Here is a 17,778-nt window from a genome sequence, read left to right on the forward strand (position 1 = left end):
GGCGTGTGCCCTGTCCTCACTGGATCATCCGGGTCAGCCGCCGGGCCTCCTTCAGGAGGCGCACGACGTCCTGGTCCGTGGTTTCTGCGAAATCGTCGTAATGCGTGCTGACCGCATCGAGATGCTCCGGCGCCGACAGGCAGACGATCCCATCGACCTCTTCCCTCAACGCTTCGAGCACGGCGCGCGGCGCCACGGGCACGGCGATCCGGATCGAACCGACGCCCATTTCCCTGAGCGCGACGATGCCGGCACGGATCGTCGCGCCGTTGGCGATGCCGTCGTCGACCAGGATGATGTCGCGCCCCGCATGGTCGTGGTCCTGCGGCTCGTCCTCCCCGAAATACATGCGGTGGCGCCGCTCGATCTCGGCGAGCTGGTGCTCGCGTTCGGTGGCAAGATAACCGGGGGGAACATGAAAATGCCGGGCTGCCTCTTCGTTCACCACGACATGGGGTTCCTTGCAGTCGACGACGGCGCCGATGCCATATTCCGGATGGCCCGGCGCGCCGATCTTGCGAACGATCAGGAGGTCGAGCGGTACGCCGAGCCGCTGCGCGACCTCGAAGGCCACGGGCACGCCCCCGCGCGGCAGCGCCACGACCACGGGATCGGAAGGCAGCGTCGCCTGCATGGCTTCCGCCAGTTGCCTGCCGGCATCTTCCCGATCCGAAAAAGTGGGACCTGAACCGAACATGCCATCTCCTCCCGGAACATGACGGCGCGACCGCAGATCGCGCCCCAGTTTTTGTCCAGCCCGGCCGGATCATAACATCTGGCCGGCATTCGGCAACCTCAACGATCCGTTCCGCCGCCATGCTTCTCCTTGTCGTTCCGATGGCAGAACCGGTGCCATGAGGGATTGTTCCGTCCGCGGACGCGAAATCGAGGGCTGCAGGGAACAAAACTCACGATCATGTGTTCACGCCGTGCCGGGCGTCAGACCTCCAAGCGGCCGGCAGCGTCATAAGTACCCTCCCTGACTGGCGCTTCCCTTCCGGGAAGCGCCTTTTCTCGTCTGTGGCAGTTCAACGCAGGGCTGCGGCATTCGGGCACGCGGCATTCATGCATATTGATCTCCCGACGTCCCCCGCCAATTTTAACTTCCATCAAGAATGGACGGGCTTCCGGCTCAGGCCAGAAAGGGGTACGCCATGTTCGAAGCTTTCGACGCCACATTTCTGGCACGCATCCAGTTTGCCTTCACGGTCTCTTTTCACATCGTCTTTCCAGCCTTTTCGATCGGTCTCGCCAGCTATCTGGCGGTGCTCGAAGGCCTTTGGCTCTGGAGGAAGAAGACCGTCTATCTGGAACTGTTCGATTTCTGGAAGACCATCTTCGCCCTGGCCTTCGGCATGGGCGTCGTTTCCGGCATCGTCATGTCCTACCAGTTCGGCACCAACTGGAGCGTGTTTTCCGACAAGGTCGGCCCGATCATCGGCCCGCTGATGGGCTACGAGGTCCTGTCGGCCTTCTTCCTCGAAGCGGGTTTCCTGGGGATCATGCTGTTCGGCCGCAACCGCGTCGGACCGGGCCTGCATTTCTTCGCAACCCTGATGGTCGCCGTCGGCACGCTGATATCCGCGACATGGATACTCGCCGCCAACTCGTGGATGCAGACGCCGCAGGGCTTCGCGATCAACGAGGCGGGCCAGTTCATCCCGGCCGACTGGTGGGCTGCGATCTTCAATCCCTCCTTCCCTTACCGCCTCGTGCACATGGTGATCGCCGCCTACCTGACGACCGCCCTCGTGGTCGGCGCCGTCGGCGGCGTGCATCTCCTGCGCCGCACCGCCCCCTTGCGCGCAGGCACCATGTTCTCCATGGCCATGTGGATGCTGACGATCGTCGCGCCCATCCAGATCCTCGCCGGCGACGCGCATGGCCTCAATACGCTGGAACACCAGCCGGTGAAGGTCATGGCGATGGAAGGCCACTACCAAAGCCATCCGGAGGGAGCCCCGCTGATCCTCTTCGGCCTTCCCAACCAGGAGGAACAGCGCGTCGACTATGCGGTCCAGATCCCCAAGCTTTCGAGCCTGATCCTGAAGCACAGCCTTGATGCGCCGCTTGCCGGCCTCGACACCGTCCCCCGGGAACTGCAGCCCCCGGTACCGGTCGTCTTCTGGTCCTTCCGCGTCATGGTCGGCCTCGGCTTGGCCATGCTCGGCCTCGGCCTGTGGAGCCTGTACTGTCGATGGAGGGGGAGCCTCTACACCAGCGAGTGGCTGCATCGCGCCGCAATCGCCATGGGACCCGCCGGTTTCGCCGCGGTGCTTGCCGGATGGATTACCACGGAGGTCGGCCGCCAACCCTACACGGTCTACGGCCATCTCCTGACGGCGGATTCGGTCTCGCCGATCTCGGCGCCGGCCGTCGGCTCCTCCCTGGTCGCCTTCATCATCGTCTATTTCCTCGTCTTCGGTGCCGGCACCTTCTATATCCTGCGCCTGATGTCGCGCCTGCCCCGCGACACGACCGGAGACCTCGGCGAAGGCCCGATCCGCTCCGCCGGCATCACGCCCGGTCCTCAGACTGCGATGCTTCACGAAGGAGGCCGTCATGGTCATTGATCTCGCTTTCATCTGGGCGGCCATCATCGCCTTCGCGGTCCTCGCCTACGTCATTCTCGACGGTTTCGACCTGGGCATCGGCATTCTCTTCCCGCTGTTCCCGCAAAAACGGCATCGCGACGTGATGATGAACAGCGTCGCCCCCATCTGGGACGGCAACGAGACGTGGCTGGTGCTCGGCGGCGGCGGGCTGATGGCGGTCTTTCCGCTGGCCTACGCGACCATATTGCCGGCCCTTTACGCGCCCATCATCGCAATGCTGCTCGGCCTCATCTTCCGGGGCGTCGCCTTCGAATACCGATGGCGCACGAAACGGGCCGAATGGCTGTGGAACTGGGCCTTCGCCGGCGGCTCGGCCGTGGCGGCGCTGGCCCAGGGAATTGCGCTTGGCGCCCTCGTACAGGGTATCCCGGTCGAAAACCGCGCCTATGCCGGCGGCTGGTGGGACTGGCTGACGCCCTTCTCCATCGTCACCGGCCTCGCCGTGCTGATCGGCTATGCGCTGCTCGGCGCCACATGGCTGGTGATGAAGACGACCGGCGACCTGCGCGAAAAGGCCCGGCGCCTGTCCTACCTTGCGGCGATCGGCATGCTCGTCGCCATGGGCGTCGTCAGCCTCTGGACGCCATTCCTGGAGCAGCTTTACCTGCAGCGCTGGTTCTCCTGGCCGACAGCGATATTCAGCATCGTCGTGCCGCTTCTGGTGCTCGGCTGTTTCCTGCTGCTGGCAACCGGGCTGAGGAACCAGCAGGACGGCCGCCCCTTCATCGCCGCCCTCGGTCTGTTCGTCCTGGGTTACGCCGGCATCGGCATCAGTTTCTATCCCTATATCGTGCCTGCCTCGCTGACGATCCGGGATGCCGCCGCACCGGATGAAAGCCTCGGCTTCCTGCTGGTCGGGGCATTGGTCCTCGTGCCGCTGATCCTTGCCTACACGAGCTATGCCTACTGGGTGTTCCGCGGCAAGGTCGATCCGGAGGAGGGTTATCACTGATGGCGGCTAAAGCAGTCTTCAGGCGGCTCGCCTGGTTCGCCGGCCTCTGGGTGGCGGGCGTCGCCGCGGTCGGCGTCGTCGGCCTGATCATCAGGTTCTGGCTGGGAGCCTGAACGTCCTAGCGCCGCGCCAGCGCAACCAGATAGCGAGCCGGCTCCTTGCCGGGATTGAAGAAGGCGCAATCGACGGGAGGGCCGAGAAGCAGGCAATCGCCCTCGCCGAGATGGTGCAGGACCGGCCCCTCCTGGAAATCGAGCCGTCCCGAGAGCATCCAGACCTGCTGGTGCTGGAAGGCGAAGGCGGAGGCCGGGTAAGGCACCCGCACGCCGGCAGGAAGCGACACCTCGATGAGTTCCAGCATGGCATTCGGCGGCGAGACGGCCCGGCGCGTGTAACCGGTTTCCGGGTCGGCCCAGACAGGCTGTTCCGCATGCAGGCTGAAGCGCTCCCGACCCCGCTCCGCCAGCGCCAGCAGGACCGACAGGGGAAGGCCGAAAGCCCCGGACAGCCTGCCAAGCACGGTGGCCGTCGGGCTCGCCTCACCGCGTTCGATCTTGCTGATCATCGCCTTGGAGACCCCGGAACGCTCCGCAAGCTCGGAAAGCGACCAATGCCGGGCTTCGCGTTCGATCTTCAGCCGGGCGGCGATCGCCCGCACAGGGTCCTTCTCCGTCTGCTGCAAGCCGCTGCCTTTCATCCATCGTCTTCTATAGTGGACAATCGCACCTTATAAAGGACAGGCCCCGTTCGCAACGCGTTTCGGAAAACGGCGGGAAGATGGACGCCGGACAATGGCCGCCACCGGCCGGAATGAACGATGGTATGGCCTTGTGCGGATATTACTCAAGCGTATAATAACTCGCATACCTGCAAAAAAGCGGCATCGTCCAGCCGCACCTCCTGAGGGATAGATCGATGAACGCCTATGGCGACCGGGCCATGTCTGCGTCCCTGCCTGATGTGTCGGTGCGCCATCCGGTGAAGGTCCGCTCATGACCGCGACCCGGCGCACCTATCATCGGGCAAGCGAGGCGGAACGGCGCGAGAACCTGATCGCCGCGACGCTCGACTGCATCGCCGAATTCGGCATCCAGGGAGCGACCGTGCGCCAGATCGCCACGCGCGCCGGCGTGACCAGCGGGCTCATCCGGCACTATTTCGCCGGCAAGGACCAGATGCTGCAGGCCGCCTACCGCAAGGTCATGGCCGGCATGACCGAAGCGGCGATCACCGCCGCGATCGAGGGCGAGACGGCGAAGTCCAGATTGCGCCGCTTCATCGTCGCCAATGTCACGCCGCCGGTCACCGATCCGCGCACGCTGTCGCTCTGGGCGGCCTTCATCAGCCATATCCAGACCGATCCGAGTTTCGCCGCCATCCACCGCGAGAACTATCTCGCCTTCCTGGAAGCGCAGGAAACCCTGATCACCGCCTTCTTCCGGGAGGAGCGGCGGGTCGTCAGCCCGAGGGAATGCCGCACATATGCGATCGCGCTGAGTGCGCTGGTCGACGGCCTGTGGCTGGAAGGAACGCTGGCCGCCGACATGTTCGCCGAGCGGGAACTGGCCGACCACGCACTCGCCTCCGTGGAAGCCCTGCTGCGACTTGCCCCCGGCGAACTGGCCGCCGAAGAACCATAAGAAAAGGAAAATACCGATGCGCTACGCCTCGATTACCGACCGTCTCGCCCATCTCGGCTCCGGCCGCTGGGCGCTTCACCTGTCCGCCCGGCGCATGAAGGCCGCCGGCGAGGAGATCATCGAGCTGACGATCGGCGAGCCCGATATCGCTCCCGACAAGGCCCTGCTCGACGAGGCGGCACGCGCCATGTATGCCGGCCGCACCCGCTATTCCAACGGCCGCGGCGAGCCGCCGGTACTGAAGGCGCTGGTCGAGAAATATTCGAAGCGCCGCCCGGGCGTCACGGAGCGCAATTTCCTCTGCTTCCCCGGCACCCAGACGGCCCTCTACGGCGTCATGACCGGCCTTGTCGAAGCCGGGGACGGCGTCCTGGTCGGCGACCCGCTCTACGCGACCTATGAAGGCGTCATCGCCTCCACCGGCGCGCATATGATCCCCGTGCCGCTCCGCCCGGAGAAGAAGTTCCACCTGCAGGCCGAGGACCTCGAACGCGCGGTCACGCCGGAAGCCCGCGTCCTGCTGCTCAACACCCCGCACAATCCGACGGGCGCCGTGCTGACCGCCGCCGAGATCGCCCGCATCGGCGACGTCTGCCGCCGCCACGATCTCTGGATCGTCTGCGACGAGGTTTACGAGCAGCTGATCTTCGAAGGAACGCCCTTCGCCTCGCCCTTCGACATGCCGGAACTGGCCGAGCGCACGATCGTCGTCTCCTCGATCTCGAAATCGCATGCCGCGCCCGGCTTCCGCAGCGGCTGGGCCGCCGGCCCGGAGGAGTTCTGCGAAAAGCTGCTGCCGGTCTCGGAAACCATGCTGTTCGGCGTGCAGCCCTTCATTTCCGACATGACCGCCATGGCTTTGTCGCAGCATTTCGACACCGCCGACGTGATGCGCGAGAACTATCGCCGCCGGGCCGCGATCGTCGAAACGGCCTTCGCCGGCAGCAATCTCGTAAAGCCCATGCCGCCGGAAGGGGGCATGTTCATCCTGCTCGACGTGACGGCGACCGGCCTTGGCGGAGAGGAATTCGCCTGGGAACTGCTGCGCGAGGAAAAGGTCGCCGTCATGCCCGGCTCGTCCTTCGGCGACCAGGCCGCGGGCTTCCTTCGCATCTCCCTCACCGTGCCGGAAGACGTGCTTGCCGACGCCATGGGACGTATCGGAAACCTGGCGGGCCGCGTCGCATCCGCGCGCAAGGACCGCGCCATGCCGATGGCCTGACGGCTTCCAGCCACAACGTCCACCGACCGGCCGCGGCCAACCCGGGATGGAACAGCCAGACGCCCGCCCTTTGACGGGGGCGCCACTACTCCACGTCCGGAAGCGTCCCTCCATAGTGACGGGGCCGCCGCTGGTTCAACCGGTTCCGGCATGACAGTGCCGGGACATGAGGAAAAACTCGTCAGCCGCGCCGCTTCTCCGCCGTGTCTTCCGGAGGCGGCTCGAAGCCGAAGACGCTGCGGCCGCCCCATTCGTGCGAATGGCGGAATTCACCCGCGACGATCTCCTTGAGGTCCGGGCCGGTCACGTAGCGTTCGAGCCGGCGGGCCTGGTCGTCCAGCCGCCTCAGCGCCTGCAGCTCCTCCTCCCGGCCGAGCCGCGCCTTGCCGACGGCCGACTTCATCACCCTGATCGTCTCGTCATAGACCTTGATCGGCACCGGAAACGGTTCCCGGTCCTTGCCGCCATGGGCGAGCGAGAAACGCGCCGGATCGGAGAACCGGCAGGGCGCGCCGTGCACCACCTCGGCCACCATGGCGAGCGCCTTGACCGTGCGGGCGCCGACGCCCGGCATGAGGAGCAATCGCTCGAAATCCTCCGGCCCGCGATCGGCCGCCGCCGCAAGCGTGCCGTGCAGCCGCTTCATGTTGACGTCCTCCTCGCGGACATCGTGATGCGCCGGCATGATGAGATGCGGCAGCATGGGCTGCGCCGCCTCCCTGGGCCTTGGCGGCGGATCGAGCGCGATCACCTCGCGGACGATCCGGTCCGGCCCGAGCGACGTGAGCAGGTCGAGCTGGCCCTTGCGGGAAACGTCCGCGCGCCGGTCGGCAAGATTGACGATCTCGCCCTGTTTCCGGCCTTCGATCGCGGCATGCGGGGAATCCACGAAGCTGGTAATGCCCTCGGAAAGCCAGTGATAGCGCCGGGCCTGCCGCTTGTCGCCGTTCATGCCCTGCTGCACCACCACCCATTTGCCGTCGTCGGTGACGATGAAACCGTGCAGATAGAGATCGAAACCATCCTGCACCGCGGCGCTGTCCACCTTGGCGACGAGCCGGCTCGCGGTGGCCAGTCCCTCCCCGTCGAGCCCGACCCGGTCGCCGATTGCCAGAAGCTCGCCCGGCGTCTTGCGGGAATTCTGCCCGCGCCCGCCGCAGACATGGATGCCGAGTTCGCCCGACAGCGGCGTCAGCCCGCGCTTCAGCGCGCCGATGACGCTGGTGGTGATGCCGGAGGAGTGCCAGTCCATGCCCATGACGCAGCCGAAGGACTGGAACCAGAAGGGGTGCGCAAGCCGCCGCATGAATTCGTCGCGGCCGTAATGGATGACGATCGCCTGCGCGATGATCGCGCCGAGTGTCGTCATGCGCTCGCCCAGCCACCGGGGGACCCGGCCACCGTGAAGCGGAAGATCGGCGCTGCCTGCTCTTTGAACCATGATCCGCTTATAAACGGACAGGGCCGGTCAGGACAGGGAAAAGTTCCGCAAACGTTCTTCCAGGAGACCGATGGTGGGCGCGTCCGCATTGGCGAAGGCGAAGCGAAGATAGTTCTGCTGGCTGTCGCCGAAATAGGCCCCGGGAATGCAGACGATGCCGGCCTGCCTGGCGAGCTTTTCGGCCACCTCCGCCGAGCCCCTGCCGGGGAAAGGATGCCGCACGAAGGCGAAATAGGCCCCGATGGCATCGAGCTTCCAGCCGTTGACGGAGCGCATCGCCGCCTTCAGCGCACCGGCGCGGCGGCCGATCTCCTGCCGGTTCTCCTCCCGCCATCCGGCCAGCAGCGGCAACGCCCTGGCGACGGCGGCCTGCGCGGCGCGCGGCGCGCAGATCTGCAGGTTGTCCATGATCTTGGCGACCTGCGCGACCACCCCCGCCCCGGCCGTGACCGCACCCAGCCGATGACCGGGAATGCAGAAGGATTTCGAAAAGCTGTAGAGGCTGATCAGCGTGTCTTCCCAGCCGTCGAGACCGAAAAGACCGTGCGGCGCCCGCCCGCCTCCGACAAGGCCCGCCTCCGGCATGAAATCGCGATAGGTCTCGTCGAGGATCAGCCAGATGCCCTTTTCCCGGCAGAGCTTGAAGATCGCCTCCAGCAGCGACGGCGGATAGATCGCGCCGGTCGGATTGTTGGGCGAAACGACCGCCAGCGCCCGCACGTCGCCGGTGATCGCCTCCTCCAACGCCAGGAGATCCGGCAGGAAACCGTTCGCCGGCTCGCAGGAGACGAAAGCGGTCCTAATGGCCATCATGGCAAGCGTCGTTTCGTGATTGAAGTAGAAGGGTTCGGTCATCAGCACGGTATTGCCGGGGCCTGCGACCGTCATCGCGGCGCAGACGAAAGCCTGATTGCAGCCGGACGTGATATGGACGTTCTCCAATCCGAGCGGCGCGCCGTAGACCTGCGAGAGGTGCTCGGCATAGACGCGGCGAAGCTCCGTTTCCCCCTCGATCGGCCCGTATCCGGTAAAGGCCGGGGACGATGCCGCCTCGCCCAGCAATTTCAGCATTTCGGGATGGGCGGGATAACCCGGAACGGCCTGCGCAAGATCGATCAGCGGCCCCTGCGAGCCGTCATAGGCGCGCCCCCAGGCGGCGACGGAGGGAACAGGCGGCGGGGAGAGCTTTTCGACGAGAGGATTGAAGGCGGGCATGTTTATCCAAGACAGATGTTTATCCAAGACAGGCGATTGATTTGTCTCTCTTGTTCATCAGATTATCGAGGGACGCAAGGAGAACCGCCATGGCCGACGATATTACGCCCGAGGATTCGAAGCTCACCGTCACCAAGCGCAAATGGGCCGGGCAGGGAAAATTCCTCACCGGCCGCATCGCGAGGCCCGAAACCGACCGCCTGCCCCCCGGTCAGCATCTCGTGAAGAACTGGCCGGTGCTCGACCTCGGCCAACAGCCGAGGGTCCCCACGTCCCAATGGCGGCTCGACGTGCGCGGCCTCGTCAACATCCCGACGACATTCGACTGGGCGGCCTTCCAGGCGCTGCCGCAGACCGAGATGCGTTCCGACATCCATTGCGTGACCACCTGGTCGCGCTACGACAACCACTGGAAAGGCGTTTCCACCCGGGATTTCCTCGATGCCGTCGACCCGAAGGACGAGGCGGTGGCGGTGATGCTGACGAGTTACGACGGCTATACCACCAACCTGCTTTTATCGGACTTCGCCTCGCCAGACGCGATCATCGTCACGCAATGGGAAGGCCAGCCGCTGACGGAGGAACATGGCGGGCCGGTGCGCCTCGTCGTGCCGCATCTCTACTTCTGGAAAAGCGCCAAGTGGCTGCAGCGGATCGACTTCGTCGCCATGAACCACGCCGGTTTCTGGGAAAAGAACGGCTACCACATGCGCGGCGACCCCTGGGCCGAGGAGCGGTATTCGAACGACTAGGATTCGACGTGGGAAGCCCCTCGCCCCCGTAAACGGAGCGAGGGGAGAAATCGCACCGGCGCGGCATGTCCCTCTCCGCGCGCGGAGAGAAGGTGCGGCAGTCGGATGAGGCGAACCTCAGATCAGCTTCTCCAGCGTGATCGGCAGGTCGCGGACGCGTTTGCCGGTTGCGTGGAAGACCGCGTTGGCGATCGCCGGCGCCACGCCGACGATACCCACTTCGCCGACGCCCTTGCCGCCGAGCGCCGAGGCGTTCTGGTCCGGCACGCCGACGGAGATGACCTGGATATCCGGCACATCGGCATTGGTCGGCACCAGATAGTCGCCCACGTTGTTGTTGACGGTCCGGCCGTTCCGCTGGTCGACGAGCCCTTCTTCCAGCAAGGCCTGTCCGATGCCCATGATGATGCCGCCGCGCCACTGGCTTTCCACCAGCCGCGGATTGTAGAGCCGGCCGCAGTCGAAGGCAGAGACGATGCGCGATACCCGCACAGTGCCGAAATCCTCGTCCACGCGCACCTCGGCGAAATGAGCGCACCAGCTGTGCATGGAATAATCGCCCATGGTCGGCCCCTGAACCTTCGCCATGGTGGTCCAGGCCTGATGGTGCTCCTGCGCGCTCGCGCCGTCCGGCAGCGTGTTGCGCCGGGTCTCGATCTCCTCGCGGCCGAGCGCCGCCATCAGTTCCGGCAGGGTGAGCGACGGCCCCTCGCCGCGCGGCACGGCGATCCGGCCGTCATTGAAGGTCAGCGTGTTCGCGCCGGTATCGCGCAGCGGCGAATTGGCGTCGCTCAGCGCCAAACCGATCAGCTCGTCGCGGGCGGCGGTCGCCGCCTTGTGCACGGCGCCGGTGATCGAGCCCGCCAGCATCGAGCCGCCGGCGATCGCCGAACCCGGCAGCCGGGAATCGCCGAGCCGGACATCCACCCGGTCCACCGGAACGCCGAGCACATCCGAGGCGGTCTGGGCGAGGATGGTGTAGGTCCCCTGCCCCATGTCGATCGCGCCGCTGACGACCTCCACCCTGCCATTGGCCAGGATGCGGATCATCGCTTCGCTCGGCGCCTGGATGACCGGGAAGGTGCCGCAGCCGATGCCCCAGCCGATCAGCGTCCTGCCCTCGCGCATGGTACGCGGCGCATGGCTTCGCCGCGACCAGCCGAACGCCGCGGCACCTTCCGTCAGGGCCTCGCGCAGCCGGCGCGTCGACCACGGCTTGCCCGACTGGTAATCGTGGTCGGCATAATTCTTGAGCCGGATTTCCAGGGGGTCCATGCCGATCTTGTAGGCCAGTTCCTCGATCGCGCATTCGATGCCGTAGGCGCTCGGATTCTTGCCCGGGCCGCGCAATGCGCCGGGGGTGACGGTGTTGACCGGCACGACGCGGTGCTGCGACGAGAAATTCTCGATCCTGTAGAGGATCGGCGTCGCCGCACCCGTCTGCTCCGGCCAGTCCGCATAGGTGGAGGTCTCGCTGGCGCCGCGATGGACGATCGCCTGCAGGACGCCGTCCTCCGTCGCGCCGAGTGCGATCTTCTGCCGCGTCGCGGCGCGGCCGCCATAGCTGGTGAAATTCTGCGGCCGCGTGACCGCGAGCTTCACCGGCCGCCCCAGCTTCCTCGCCGCGAAGGCGGCGACCGCGCTATAGGCGAGCGCGGCCCCCTTCGACCCGAAACCGCCGCCGATGAAGGGCGAGACCAGCCGGACATTCTCGTAGGGAATGCCGAACCATTCCGAATAGGTGCGCGCCATGCCGTGCGACCACTGGCTCGGCTCCCAGACGGTCAGCATGTCCCCGTCCCACTTCACCGTCAGGCCATGCGGCTCCATCGCGACATGATATTCGCGGGGAGTACTGTATTCGGCCTCGATCCTGACGGCTGCGGCGGCAAGCGCCGCCTCCGCATCGCCCCAGGCGGAGCTGAGATGCTCCATCGGCTTGCCGTCGCCGGCGTTCGGGTCGTCGAGGCTCGCGACCGAGCGCGTTTCCTCGTAGGTGACGCGGATCAGCCTCGCGGCTTCCACGGCCTGCTCGCGCGTCTCGGCGACCACCGCGACGATCGACTCGCCGTTGAAGCGGATCTCGCGCGGCAGGGGATGATAGGGCTGGTTTTCCGGCCGGTTGCCATACCAGTCGGAAGCGGCCACGAGACCGAGATCGTCGTCGGGCGTCAGGACCAGAAGGACGCCGGGCGAAGCCGACGCACCGGACGTGTCGACCCCGGTGACGCGGCCGGCCGGTATCGTGCTCTGCACGAGCACCGCATGCGCCAATCCTTCGACCGGATATTCCAGCGCATAGGTCGCGGCGCCCGTGACCTTCATGCTGCCTTCGAAGCGGGACAGGCGGCCGCCGAGCAGGCCGTCGGAGGCATCGCCATGTTTGCGGGGTTCCATGATGGTCATGCGGGGACTCCAACATTCTGGGCCATCTTCAGGATGGCGCGGGCGACGACGCGCGGCGCGAGTTCGATCTTGTAATGGTTGCCGCCCTGGCTGGCGGCGCCTTCCATGGCGAGCCGGCCGGCTTTCTCGACGGCATCGGCTTCGAGCACCTTGCCGGTGAGCGCCTGCTCGACGGCGCGCGCCCGCCACGGCCTGGTGGCGACGCCGCCAAGCGCGACGCGGATATCCTTCACGGTCCTGCCGTCGGGCTCGAATTCGATGCCGACCGCAGCGCTTGCCGCCGCGAACTCGTAGGACTGGCGGTCGCGGACCTTGAGATAGGTCGAATTCCTGGCGGCTGCCGAGGCCGGAATGCGGATGGCGGTGATCATCTCGCCACGCTCGAGCACCGTTTCCCTGTCGGGCGTATCGCCCGGCGGAAGGAAGAAATCGTCGATCGCGACCTTGCGGGTGCCGAGATCGACAGCCGCGTCGAAAGCCGACAGCGCCACAGCGAGATCGCCGGGATAGGAGGCGATGCAGGCATCGCTCGTGCCGAGGACGGCGTGGTTGCGGGTGACGCCGCCGATCGCCGAACAGCCGGAACCGGGATTGCGCTTGTTACAGGCCGGGAACGTGCCCGGATCGCGGAAATAGGGACAGCGCGTCCGCTGAAGCAGATTGCCGCCGACCGTCGCCATGTTGCGGAGCTGCGCGGAAGCGGCGAGCGACAGCGATTCCGAGAAAGCCGGAAACGCCGTCCTGATGTCATGGTGATCTGCGACGTCGCCCATCCTCGCAAGCGCGCCGATCGTGGCGCCATGGGGGTCGACCGAGATCCCGTCCAAACCGGCAAGATGGGTGATGTCGACGACCGTCTCGGGGTCGGCAACGCCGCATTTGGCAAGATCGAGCAGCGTCGTGCCGCCCGCGAGCAGAACCGCGCCGGCCTGCCGAGCGGCATTGCGCGCATCATCGACGGAAGAAGCACGGAAATAGGAAAAGTCGCGCATCAGGCCATCTCCGCCGCTTCGCGCACCGCCGCGACGATGCTGTTATAGGCTCCGCACCGACAGAGATTGCCGGACATGTATTCGCGGATTTCCTCGTCCGACCCCGCATGCCCCTCCCGGATGCAGGCGACCGCCGACATGATCTGGCCCGGCGTGCAATAACCGCACTGGAAGGCGTCGTTCTCGATGAACGCGGCCTGGACGGGATGCAGGTCGCCGTTTTCGGCGGCCAGGCCCTCGATCGTCGTGATCCGCCGCCCCTCGACCTGGGCGGCAAGCGTCAGGCAGGACAGCACGCGCCTGCCGTCGACATGGCAGGTGCAGGCGCCGCATTGCCCCTGGTCGCAGCCCTTCTTGGTGCCCGTAAGCGCCAGATGCTCGCGCAGGGCGTCGAGCAGGGTGACGCGCGGCTCGACATCAAGCTCATGCTGTCTGCCGTTGATATCGAGCGAAAGATGGATGGTTCGTGTCATGATCAGCTCCTGCCATCGTCACGAGAATGAGAAATTCGAATTCCGAGGGCGCGACCCCGGATAGGGACTGGTCGACGGTCGACCAGGCGCTATATGGTTTTTCCAAGAGACGCCCCCGAGAATATTCGGCATGACATCCTGCGAGCTTCTGGATTAAGAAGTGAAAGGCACTCCACATAAACGGAGGCGCCTCCGATTAAATTAGTGGCTTGTTGATTTTCGTCAAGCCCCCTGATCCGCTGGAGCGATATTTTGGCCTCGGTCGAGCCGAAGACGACACAACCCAAACCGACCAGGCTTCGTGCCGACGCACGCCGCAACCGCGACAAGCTGATCGAAGTGGCGGCCGCCGCCTTTGCGGAAAAGGGTGTCGAGACCTCGCTGGAGGATATAGCGCGGCGGGCCGGCGTCGGCATCGGCACCCTCTACCGGCATTTTCCGACACGCGAACATCTCGTCGAGGTCGTCTACCGGCGCGAACTGGAAAGCCTCGCCGCGGCAGCGACGGAACTCGCATCAAGACATCCGCCCGACGTGGCGCTGGAGGAATGGACGCGCCGCTTCGTCGGCTACATCGCCACCAAGCGCGGCATGGCAAACAGCCTGCGCATCCTGATGACATCCAATTCCTCGCTCTTCGCCGAAGGCTCGGGCCTGATCCGCGGCGCTCTCGAAGGGCTGCTGAAAACCGCCGGCGAGAAGGGCTATATCCGAACGGATATCGAAACCACCGATCTCCTGCATGCGCTGTCCAGCATCTATTCCATTCCGGAATCGCCGGAATGGCGCGAACGCTCGCACCGTCTGATCGGCCTGCTGATGGACGGCCTCAGGTCGAAGAAGTAACCCTCGCGCGCCGCCTTCCAGGGCCTCTAAAATCCTCTCGCGAGAGGCAAGATCTCGCATCTTCCTTGAACGGAAAATCAATCAGTTCAAAATTGACAGGCTCCCTGTCATGATTCCCGCACGCCTTATAAGATTATCATTATAAAATAAATAGATAGAAGATGGTCGCTTTTTGGTTTTTCGGCTGAAAATCTGTCAAAAACCATTGTACAATGTCAAAATTCAATCTGTCGTTAAAGAGTTTGGCCTAGCTTTCCGGCCGTCGCGCTATCGCCGTCCGGTACAGCGCGGGAGCCGGTATGACATCGGCTCTCTTCCCCCATCGCCAGATATCAAATCTGCGCGTGAAAACGCGATGCCTCAGATGAGGCTTCATCCTTCCGGAGCCGAACCATGTCCCGTCTCTCCATACGCAGCTCGCTCATCGCCGCCTTCGGCGCGATTGCGGCGCTCACCGCCGTTCTCGCCTGGGCCGCCATTTCCTCGCTCTCGCATGTTGCCGGCAATCTCGACAGTATCTCCGAGAACGCCTTGCCCAGCGTCCAGGCCTCGAAGAACATCGAGACAGCGATCCTCGGAATGACGGTCGCCTATATGGGACATCTGACGACGACCTCCGATTTCGGCATGGAAGCCGCCGAAAAGCTGATCGCCCAGCAGTCCGAGGCGCTGAAGGCGGCCCTCGACATCTACAGGCCTCTCATCTCCAGCCCGGAGGAAAGGCAGCTCGTGGACCAGATCCAGACCGGCGTCGAGAAATATGTGCAGGCCGGCGAAAAGATGCTCGGTTTCTCGCGGAAGGCCTCCGACGCCCGCGCCCGCGTCGAGATGGAAAAGATGCGGATCACCATCCGGCCGGTCATGGAAGCCGTAACCGCGCTCGTCAGCGCCAATACGGATGAAGCGGCGGCCGAGACCGCCAAGGCGAAGGTCACCTACGCCACGGCGCTGACCACCATGGAGACCATCCTTGGCGTCGTCTTCGTTCTGATCGCCGGCGCCGCCGTATACGTGATGACCGGCATCGCCCGCCCGATCCAGCGCATCACGGCCTCCATGAGCAACCTCGCCGCCGGCGACACCGGAACCGGGATTCCCTTCGCGGGCCGCAAGGACGAAGTGGGCGCCATGGCCGGCGCTGTCGAAGTCTTCCGCCAGGCCGCCATTTCGAACCACCGGCTGCAGGAGGAGGCGGAGGCGGCCCGCACCCGGGCGGAAGCCGATCGCATCCACCTCCAGGAGGAAGCCGAGGCGGCCGCCCAGGCCCGCCTGCGGGAGGCGACCTCCGGCCTTGCCGCCGGTCTTCGCCGCCTTGCCGCCGGAGACCTCGCCTTCCAGCTCACCGAACCCTTCGCCCCCGATTTCGAGGCGCTCCGCGAAGACCTGAACGCGGCCGTCTTCCGTCTGGGCGCGGCTCTTTCGGAAGTGGCCTCCTCGGCCGGCACGATTGACGGCGGCTCGCGCGAGGTCAGCCAGAGCGCCGACGACCTTTCCAAGCGCACGGAGCAGCAGGCGGCTTCGCTGGAAGAAACCGCAGCGGCGCTCGACGAGATCACCGCCAACGTCTCGAACTCCTCCAGGCGCGCCGACGAGGCCAAGGCGATCACGCGGGAAGCGAACGCCAGCGCCGCCCAGTCGGGCGCCGTGGTCGCAAACGCCGTCGACGCGATGCAGCGCATCGAACAGTCGTCCAGCCAGATCTCCAACATTATCGGCGTGATCGACGAGATCGCCTTCCAGACCAACCTTCTGGCCCTCAACGCCGGTGTCGAGGCCGCCCGCGCCGGCGAGGCCGGCAAGGGGTTTGCGGTCGTCGCCCAGGAAGTGCGCGAACTCGCCCAGCGTTCCGCAAACGCCGCCAAGGAGATCAAGGACCTCATCCGCAACTCCGGCGCCGAAGTCCAGAACGGCGTGAAGCTCGTCCGCGAGACCGGCGAGGCGCTGAAGACGATCGAAGCGCATGTCGTCACCATCAACGAGCATATCAGCGCGATAGCCACCGCCGCTCACGAACAATCGGTCGGCCTTGCCGAAGTCAATTCGGCGGTCAACCAGATGGACCAGGTGACCCAGCAGAATGCCGCGATGGTGGAAGAGACCAATGCCGCCGGCGCCAATCTCGCTTCGGAAAGCACCAGGCTGCGGGAACTCATCGGCCGCTTCAAGCTTGCCGAAGGCACGGGCCGCCGCACGGCAACCACGCCGCGCGCCGTCCAGGATGCCGGCCCGGTCGCGGCCCGCAACGCCGCACAGCAGGAATCGCCGGCCCGCAAGCTGGCCGGGCGCGTCACCCGGTCCTTCGGTGGCGGCGCAGCCGCAGCGGCTGCCGAAACCCGATGGACCGAGTTATAAACCGATCGACCGTCCAGCCGGAAGGCGGTCTCCCGATCCTCCGCCGAAAGGAACGGACGGTCAGCCGGTGGCCGTAGTCCCCAGCCGTCAAAAGCGATGGATGCGCAACCCCAGCACCTTCTCCGACACGATCACGACTGCCAGCGTCAGCACGATCGAGCAGGTCGAGACGGCGGCCGCCTCCGGCGTGAAATTGGTCCTGAGGTAATCGAAGAGCTGGATCGGCAGCGTCGAGGTCCCGACATTCTTCAGCATGAAGGAAATGGTGAAGATGTCGAAGGAGATGATGAAGGCGAAGAGGCAGCCCCCGATGACGCCCGGCTTGATGAGCGGCAGCATGATGCGCCGGAACCGCGTGAACCGTCCTGCGCCGAGGCTCTGCGCCGCCATGCTCCAGGAGGGATCGTAACTTTCCATCGAGGCCGAGACGTTGATGAACACGAAAGGCAGCGTGATCAGCACATGGCCGACGATCATGCCGACCATGGTCTGGGTTCCGATGCCGACGGAATAGACGAAGAACAGCAGCGAGATCGCGGTCAGCACCTCCGGCAGCAGCAGCGGCGCCAGCATCGCCACCCGCACCGCCTCCTTGAGCCTGCCGGAATACTGCACATAGAAGATCGCCGCCATCGTGCCGATGACGCCGGAAATCACCATGGTCACCGCCGCGATCCAGAGCGACGTGCGGATCGCCCGCATGAAGACGTCGTTGTTGAAGAAGACGACGTACCAGCGGAAGGAGAACCCCTGCGGCGGAAAGGTGAGGAAAGCGCCGGCATTGAAGGAGGCCCCCACGACGACGAGGATCGGCGCCAGAAGGAAGGCGTAGATGATCAGGCAATAGACGGTGAAGAAGGGTCTCGACATCG

At 65.3% G+C, this 17,778-nt stretch carries 15 protein-coding genes; 7 read left to right on the forward strand and 8 right to left on the reverse strand.

Annotated features, from left to right (window positions below):
- Positions 1 to 16 precede the first annotated feature (16 nt).
- Positions 17 to 697 carry a phosphoribosyltransferase gene (locus ACFFP0_RS11605; RefSeq protein WP_377260547.1) on the reverse strand — a complete coding sequence of 227 codons (681 nt, stop codon included), beginning with the start codon at positions 695 to 697 and terminating at the stop codon, positions 17 to 19.
- A gap of 457 nt (positions 698 to 1,154) precedes the next feature.
- Between ACFFP0_RS11605 and ACFFP0_RS11610 the strand changes: the two genes are divergently transcribed.
- Together ACFFP0_RS11610 and cydB are read left to right on the forward strand one after the other, a co-directional pair.
- The gene (locus ACFFP0_RS11610; protein ID WP_377260549.1) at positions 1,155 to 2,573 is read left to right on the forward strand and encodes a cytochrome ubiquinol oxidase subunit I; all 1,419 of its coding nucleotides are present in this window, start codon (positions 1,155 to 1,157) and stop codon (positions 2,571 to 2,573) included.
- Entirely contained in the window at positions 2,563 to 3,567 is a 1,005-nt protein-coding gene (gene cydB / locus ACFFP0_RS11615; protein WP_377260551.1) for a cytochrome d ubiquinol oxidase subunit II, read from the forward strand. The genes ACFFP0_RS11610 and cydB overlap by 11 nt, the downstream gene beginning before the upstream one ends.
- 118 nt (positions 3,568 to 3,685) lie before the next feature.
- Here cydB and ACFFP0_RS11620 read toward each other — a convergent pair whose 3' ends face one another.
- A complete protein-coding gene (locus ACFFP0_RS11620) occupies positions 3,686 to 4,264 on the reverse strand; it encodes a helix-turn-helix domain-containing protein (protein ID WP_377260553.1) in 579 nt (192 codons plus the stop codon).
- A gap of 295 nt (positions 4,265 to 4,559) precedes the next feature.
- Here ACFFP0_RS11620 and ACFFP0_RS11625 point away from each other — a divergent pair, with 295 nt between their 5' ends.
- The gene (locus ACFFP0_RS11625; protein ID WP_377260555.1) at positions 4,560 to 5,207 is read left to right on the forward strand and encodes a TetR family transcriptional regulator C-terminal domain-containing protein; all 648 of its coding nucleotides are present in this window, start codon (positions 4,560 to 4,562) and stop codon (positions 5,205 to 5,207) included.
- Between the two features lie 16 nt (positions 5,208 to 5,223).
- On the forward strand, positions 5,224 to 6,429 hold the full coding sequence (locus ACFFP0_RS11630; RefSeq protein WP_377260557.1) for a pyridoxal phosphate-dependent aminotransferase: 1,206 nt from the start codon (positions 5,224 to 5,226) through the stop codon (positions 6,427 to 6,429).
- 181 nt (positions 6,430 to 6,610) lie between these two features.
- Here ACFFP0_RS11630 and ACFFP0_RS11635 read toward each other — a convergent pair whose 3' ends face one another.
- A complete protein-coding gene (locus ACFFP0_RS11635) occupies positions 6,611 to 7,870 on the reverse strand; it encodes a DUF763 domain-containing protein (protein WP_377260559.1) in 1,260 nt (419 codons plus the stop codon).
- A gap of 27 nt (positions 7,871 to 7,897) precedes the next feature.
- Positions 7,898 to 9,085 carry an aminotransferase gene (locus ACFFP0_RS11640; protein WP_377260561.1) on the reverse strand — a complete coding sequence of 396 codons (1,188 nt, stop codon included), beginning with the start codon at positions 9,083 to 9,085 and terminating at the stop codon, positions 7,898 to 7,900.
- An 89-nt stretch (positions 9,086 to 9,174) separates the two neighbouring features.
- Between ACFFP0_RS11640 and ACFFP0_RS11645 the strand changes: the two genes are divergently transcribed.
- Complete coding sequence (locus ACFFP0_RS11645; RefSeq protein WP_377260563.1) at positions 9,175 to 9,837, forward strand: sulfite oxidase-like oxidoreductase; 663 nt, start codon at positions 9,175 to 9,177, stop codon at positions 9,835 to 9,837.
- A 117-nt stretch (positions 9,838 to 9,954) separates the two neighbouring features.
- Here the strand turns inward: ACFFP0_RS11645 and ACFFP0_RS11650 are convergent, their stop codons facing one another.
- From ACFFP0_RS11650 to ACFFP0_RS11660, 3 genes are read right to left on the reverse strand one after another with little or no spacing between them, the layout of a single operon-like run.
- Positions 9,955 to 12,243 (reverse strand): xanthine dehydrogenase family protein molybdopterin-binding subunit, encoded by a 2,289-nt coding sequence (locus ACFFP0_RS11650; RefSeq protein ID WP_377260565.1) that lies wholly within the window; start codon positions 12,241 to 12,243, stop codon positions 9,955 to 9,957.
- The gene (locus ACFFP0_RS11655) at positions 12,240 to 13,235 is read right to left on the reverse strand and encodes an FAD binding domain-containing protein (protein WP_377260567.1); all 996 of its coding nucleotides are present in this window, start codon (positions 13,233 to 13,235) and stop codon (positions 12,240 to 12,242) included. Before ACFFP0_RS11655 ends, ACFFP0_RS11650 begins: the two co-directional genes overlap by 4 nt.
- Complete coding sequence (locus tag ACFFP0_RS11660; RefSeq protein WP_377260569.1) at positions 13,235 to 13,708, reverse strand: (2Fe-2S)-binding protein; 474 nt, start codon at positions 13,706 to 13,708, stop codon at positions 13,235 to 13,237. The genes ACFFP0_RS11655 and ACFFP0_RS11660 overlap by 1 nt, the downstream gene beginning before the upstream one ends.
- Positions 13,709 to 13,960: 252 nt before the next feature.
- Here ACFFP0_RS11660 and ACFFP0_RS11665 point away from each other — a divergent pair, with 252 nt between their 5' ends.
- Both ACFFP0_RS11665 and ACFFP0_RS11670 read left to right on the forward strand, forming a co-directional pair.
- Positions 13,961 to 14,554 carry a TetR/AcrR family transcriptional regulator gene (locus ACFFP0_RS11665; RefSeq protein WP_377260571.1) on the forward strand — a complete coding sequence of 198 codons (594 nt, stop codon included), beginning with the start codon at positions 13,961 to 13,963 and terminating at the stop codon, positions 14,552 to 14,554.
- A 393-nt stretch (positions 14,555 to 14,947) separates the two neighbouring features.
- The gene (locus tag ACFFP0_RS11670) at positions 14,948 to 16,906 is read left to right on the forward strand and encodes a HAMP domain-containing methyl-accepting chemotaxis protein (protein ID WP_377260573.1); all 1,959 of its coding nucleotides are present in this window, start codon (positions 14,948 to 14,950) and stop codon (positions 16,904 to 16,906) included.
- A gap of 87 nt (positions 16,907 to 16,993) precedes the next feature.
- Here the strand turns inward: ACFFP0_RS11670 and ACFFP0_RS11675 are convergent, their stop codons facing one another.
- Positions 16,994 to 17,776, reverse strand: coding sequence for an ABC transporter permease (locus ACFFP0_RS11675; RefSeq protein ID WP_377260575.1), 783 nt, complete (start codon positions 17,774 to 17,776; stop codon positions 16,994 to 16,996).
- Between the last annotated feature and the right edge of the window lie 2 nt (positions 17,777 to 17,778).

Origin of the sequence: Neorhizobium puerariae (genome assembly GCF_042429745.1) — a bacterium.
GTDB lineage: Bacteria > Pseudomonadota > Alphaproteobacteria > Rhizobiales > Rhizobiaceae > Neorhizobium > Neorhizobium puerariae.

What these genes read in the sequence shown, in the direction of transcription:
- ACFFP0_RS11635 (WP_377260559.1), bottom strand. Translation starts at nt 7,870, where the DNA reads ATGGTTCAAAGAGCAGGCAGCGCCGATCTTCCGCTTCACGGTGGCCGG.
- cydB (WP_377260551.1), top strand. Translation starts at nt 2,563, where the DNA reads ATGGTCATTGATCTCGCTTTCATCTGGGCGGCCATCATCGCCTTCGCG.
- ACFFP0_RS11640 (WP_377260561.1), bottom strand. Translation starts at nt 9,085, where the DNA reads ATGCCCGCCTTCAATCCTCTCGTCGAAAAGCTCTCCCCGCCGCCTGTT.
- ACFFP0_RS11610 (WP_377260549.1), top strand. Translation starts at nt 1,155, where the DNA reads ATGTTCGAAGCTTTCGACGCCACATTTCTGGCACGCATCCAGTTTGCC.
- ACFFP0_RS11650 (WP_377260565.1), bottom strand. Translation starts at nt 12,243, where the DNA reads ATGACCATCATGGAACCCCGCAAACATGGCGATGCCTCCGACGGCCTG.
- ACFFP0_RS11605 (WP_377260547.1), bottom strand. Translation starts at nt 697, where the DNA reads ATGTTCGGTTCAGGTCCCACTTTTTCGGATCGGGAAGATGCCGGCAGG.
- ACFFP0_RS11625 (WP_377260555.1), top strand. Translation starts at nt 4,560, where the DNA reads ATGACCGCGACCCGGCGCACCTATCATCGGGCAAGCGAGGCGGAACGG.
- ACFFP0_RS11645 (WP_377260563.1), top strand. Translation starts at nt 9,175, where the DNA reads ATGGCCGACGATATTACGCCCGAGGATTCGAAGCTCACCGTCACCAAG.
- ACFFP0_RS11660 (WP_377260569.1), bottom strand. Translation starts at nt 13,708, where the DNA reads ATGACACGAACCATCCATCTTTCGCTCGATATCAACGGCAGACAGCAT.
- ACFFP0_RS11655 (WP_377260567.1), bottom strand. Translation starts at nt 13,235, where the DNA reads ATGCGCGACTTTTCCTATTTCCGTGCTTCTTCCGTCGATGATGCGCGC.
- ACFFP0_RS11630 (WP_377260557.1), top strand. Translation starts at nt 5,224, where the DNA reads ATGCGCTACGCCTCGATTACCGACCGTCTCGCCCATCTCGGCTCCGGC.
- ACFFP0_RS11675 (WP_377260575.1), bottom strand. Translation starts at nt 17,776, where the DNA reads ATGTCGAGACCCTTCTTCACCGTCTATTGCCTGATCATCTACGCCTTC.
- ACFFP0_RS11620 (WP_377260553.1), bottom strand. Translation starts at nt 4,264, where the DNA reads ATGAAAGGCAGCGGCTTGCAGCAGACGGAGAAGGACCCTGTGCGGGCG.
- ACFFP0_RS11670 (WP_377260573.1), top strand. Translation starts at nt 14,948, where the DNA reads ATGTCCCGTCTCTCCATACGCAGCTCGCTCATCGCCGCCTTCGGCGCG.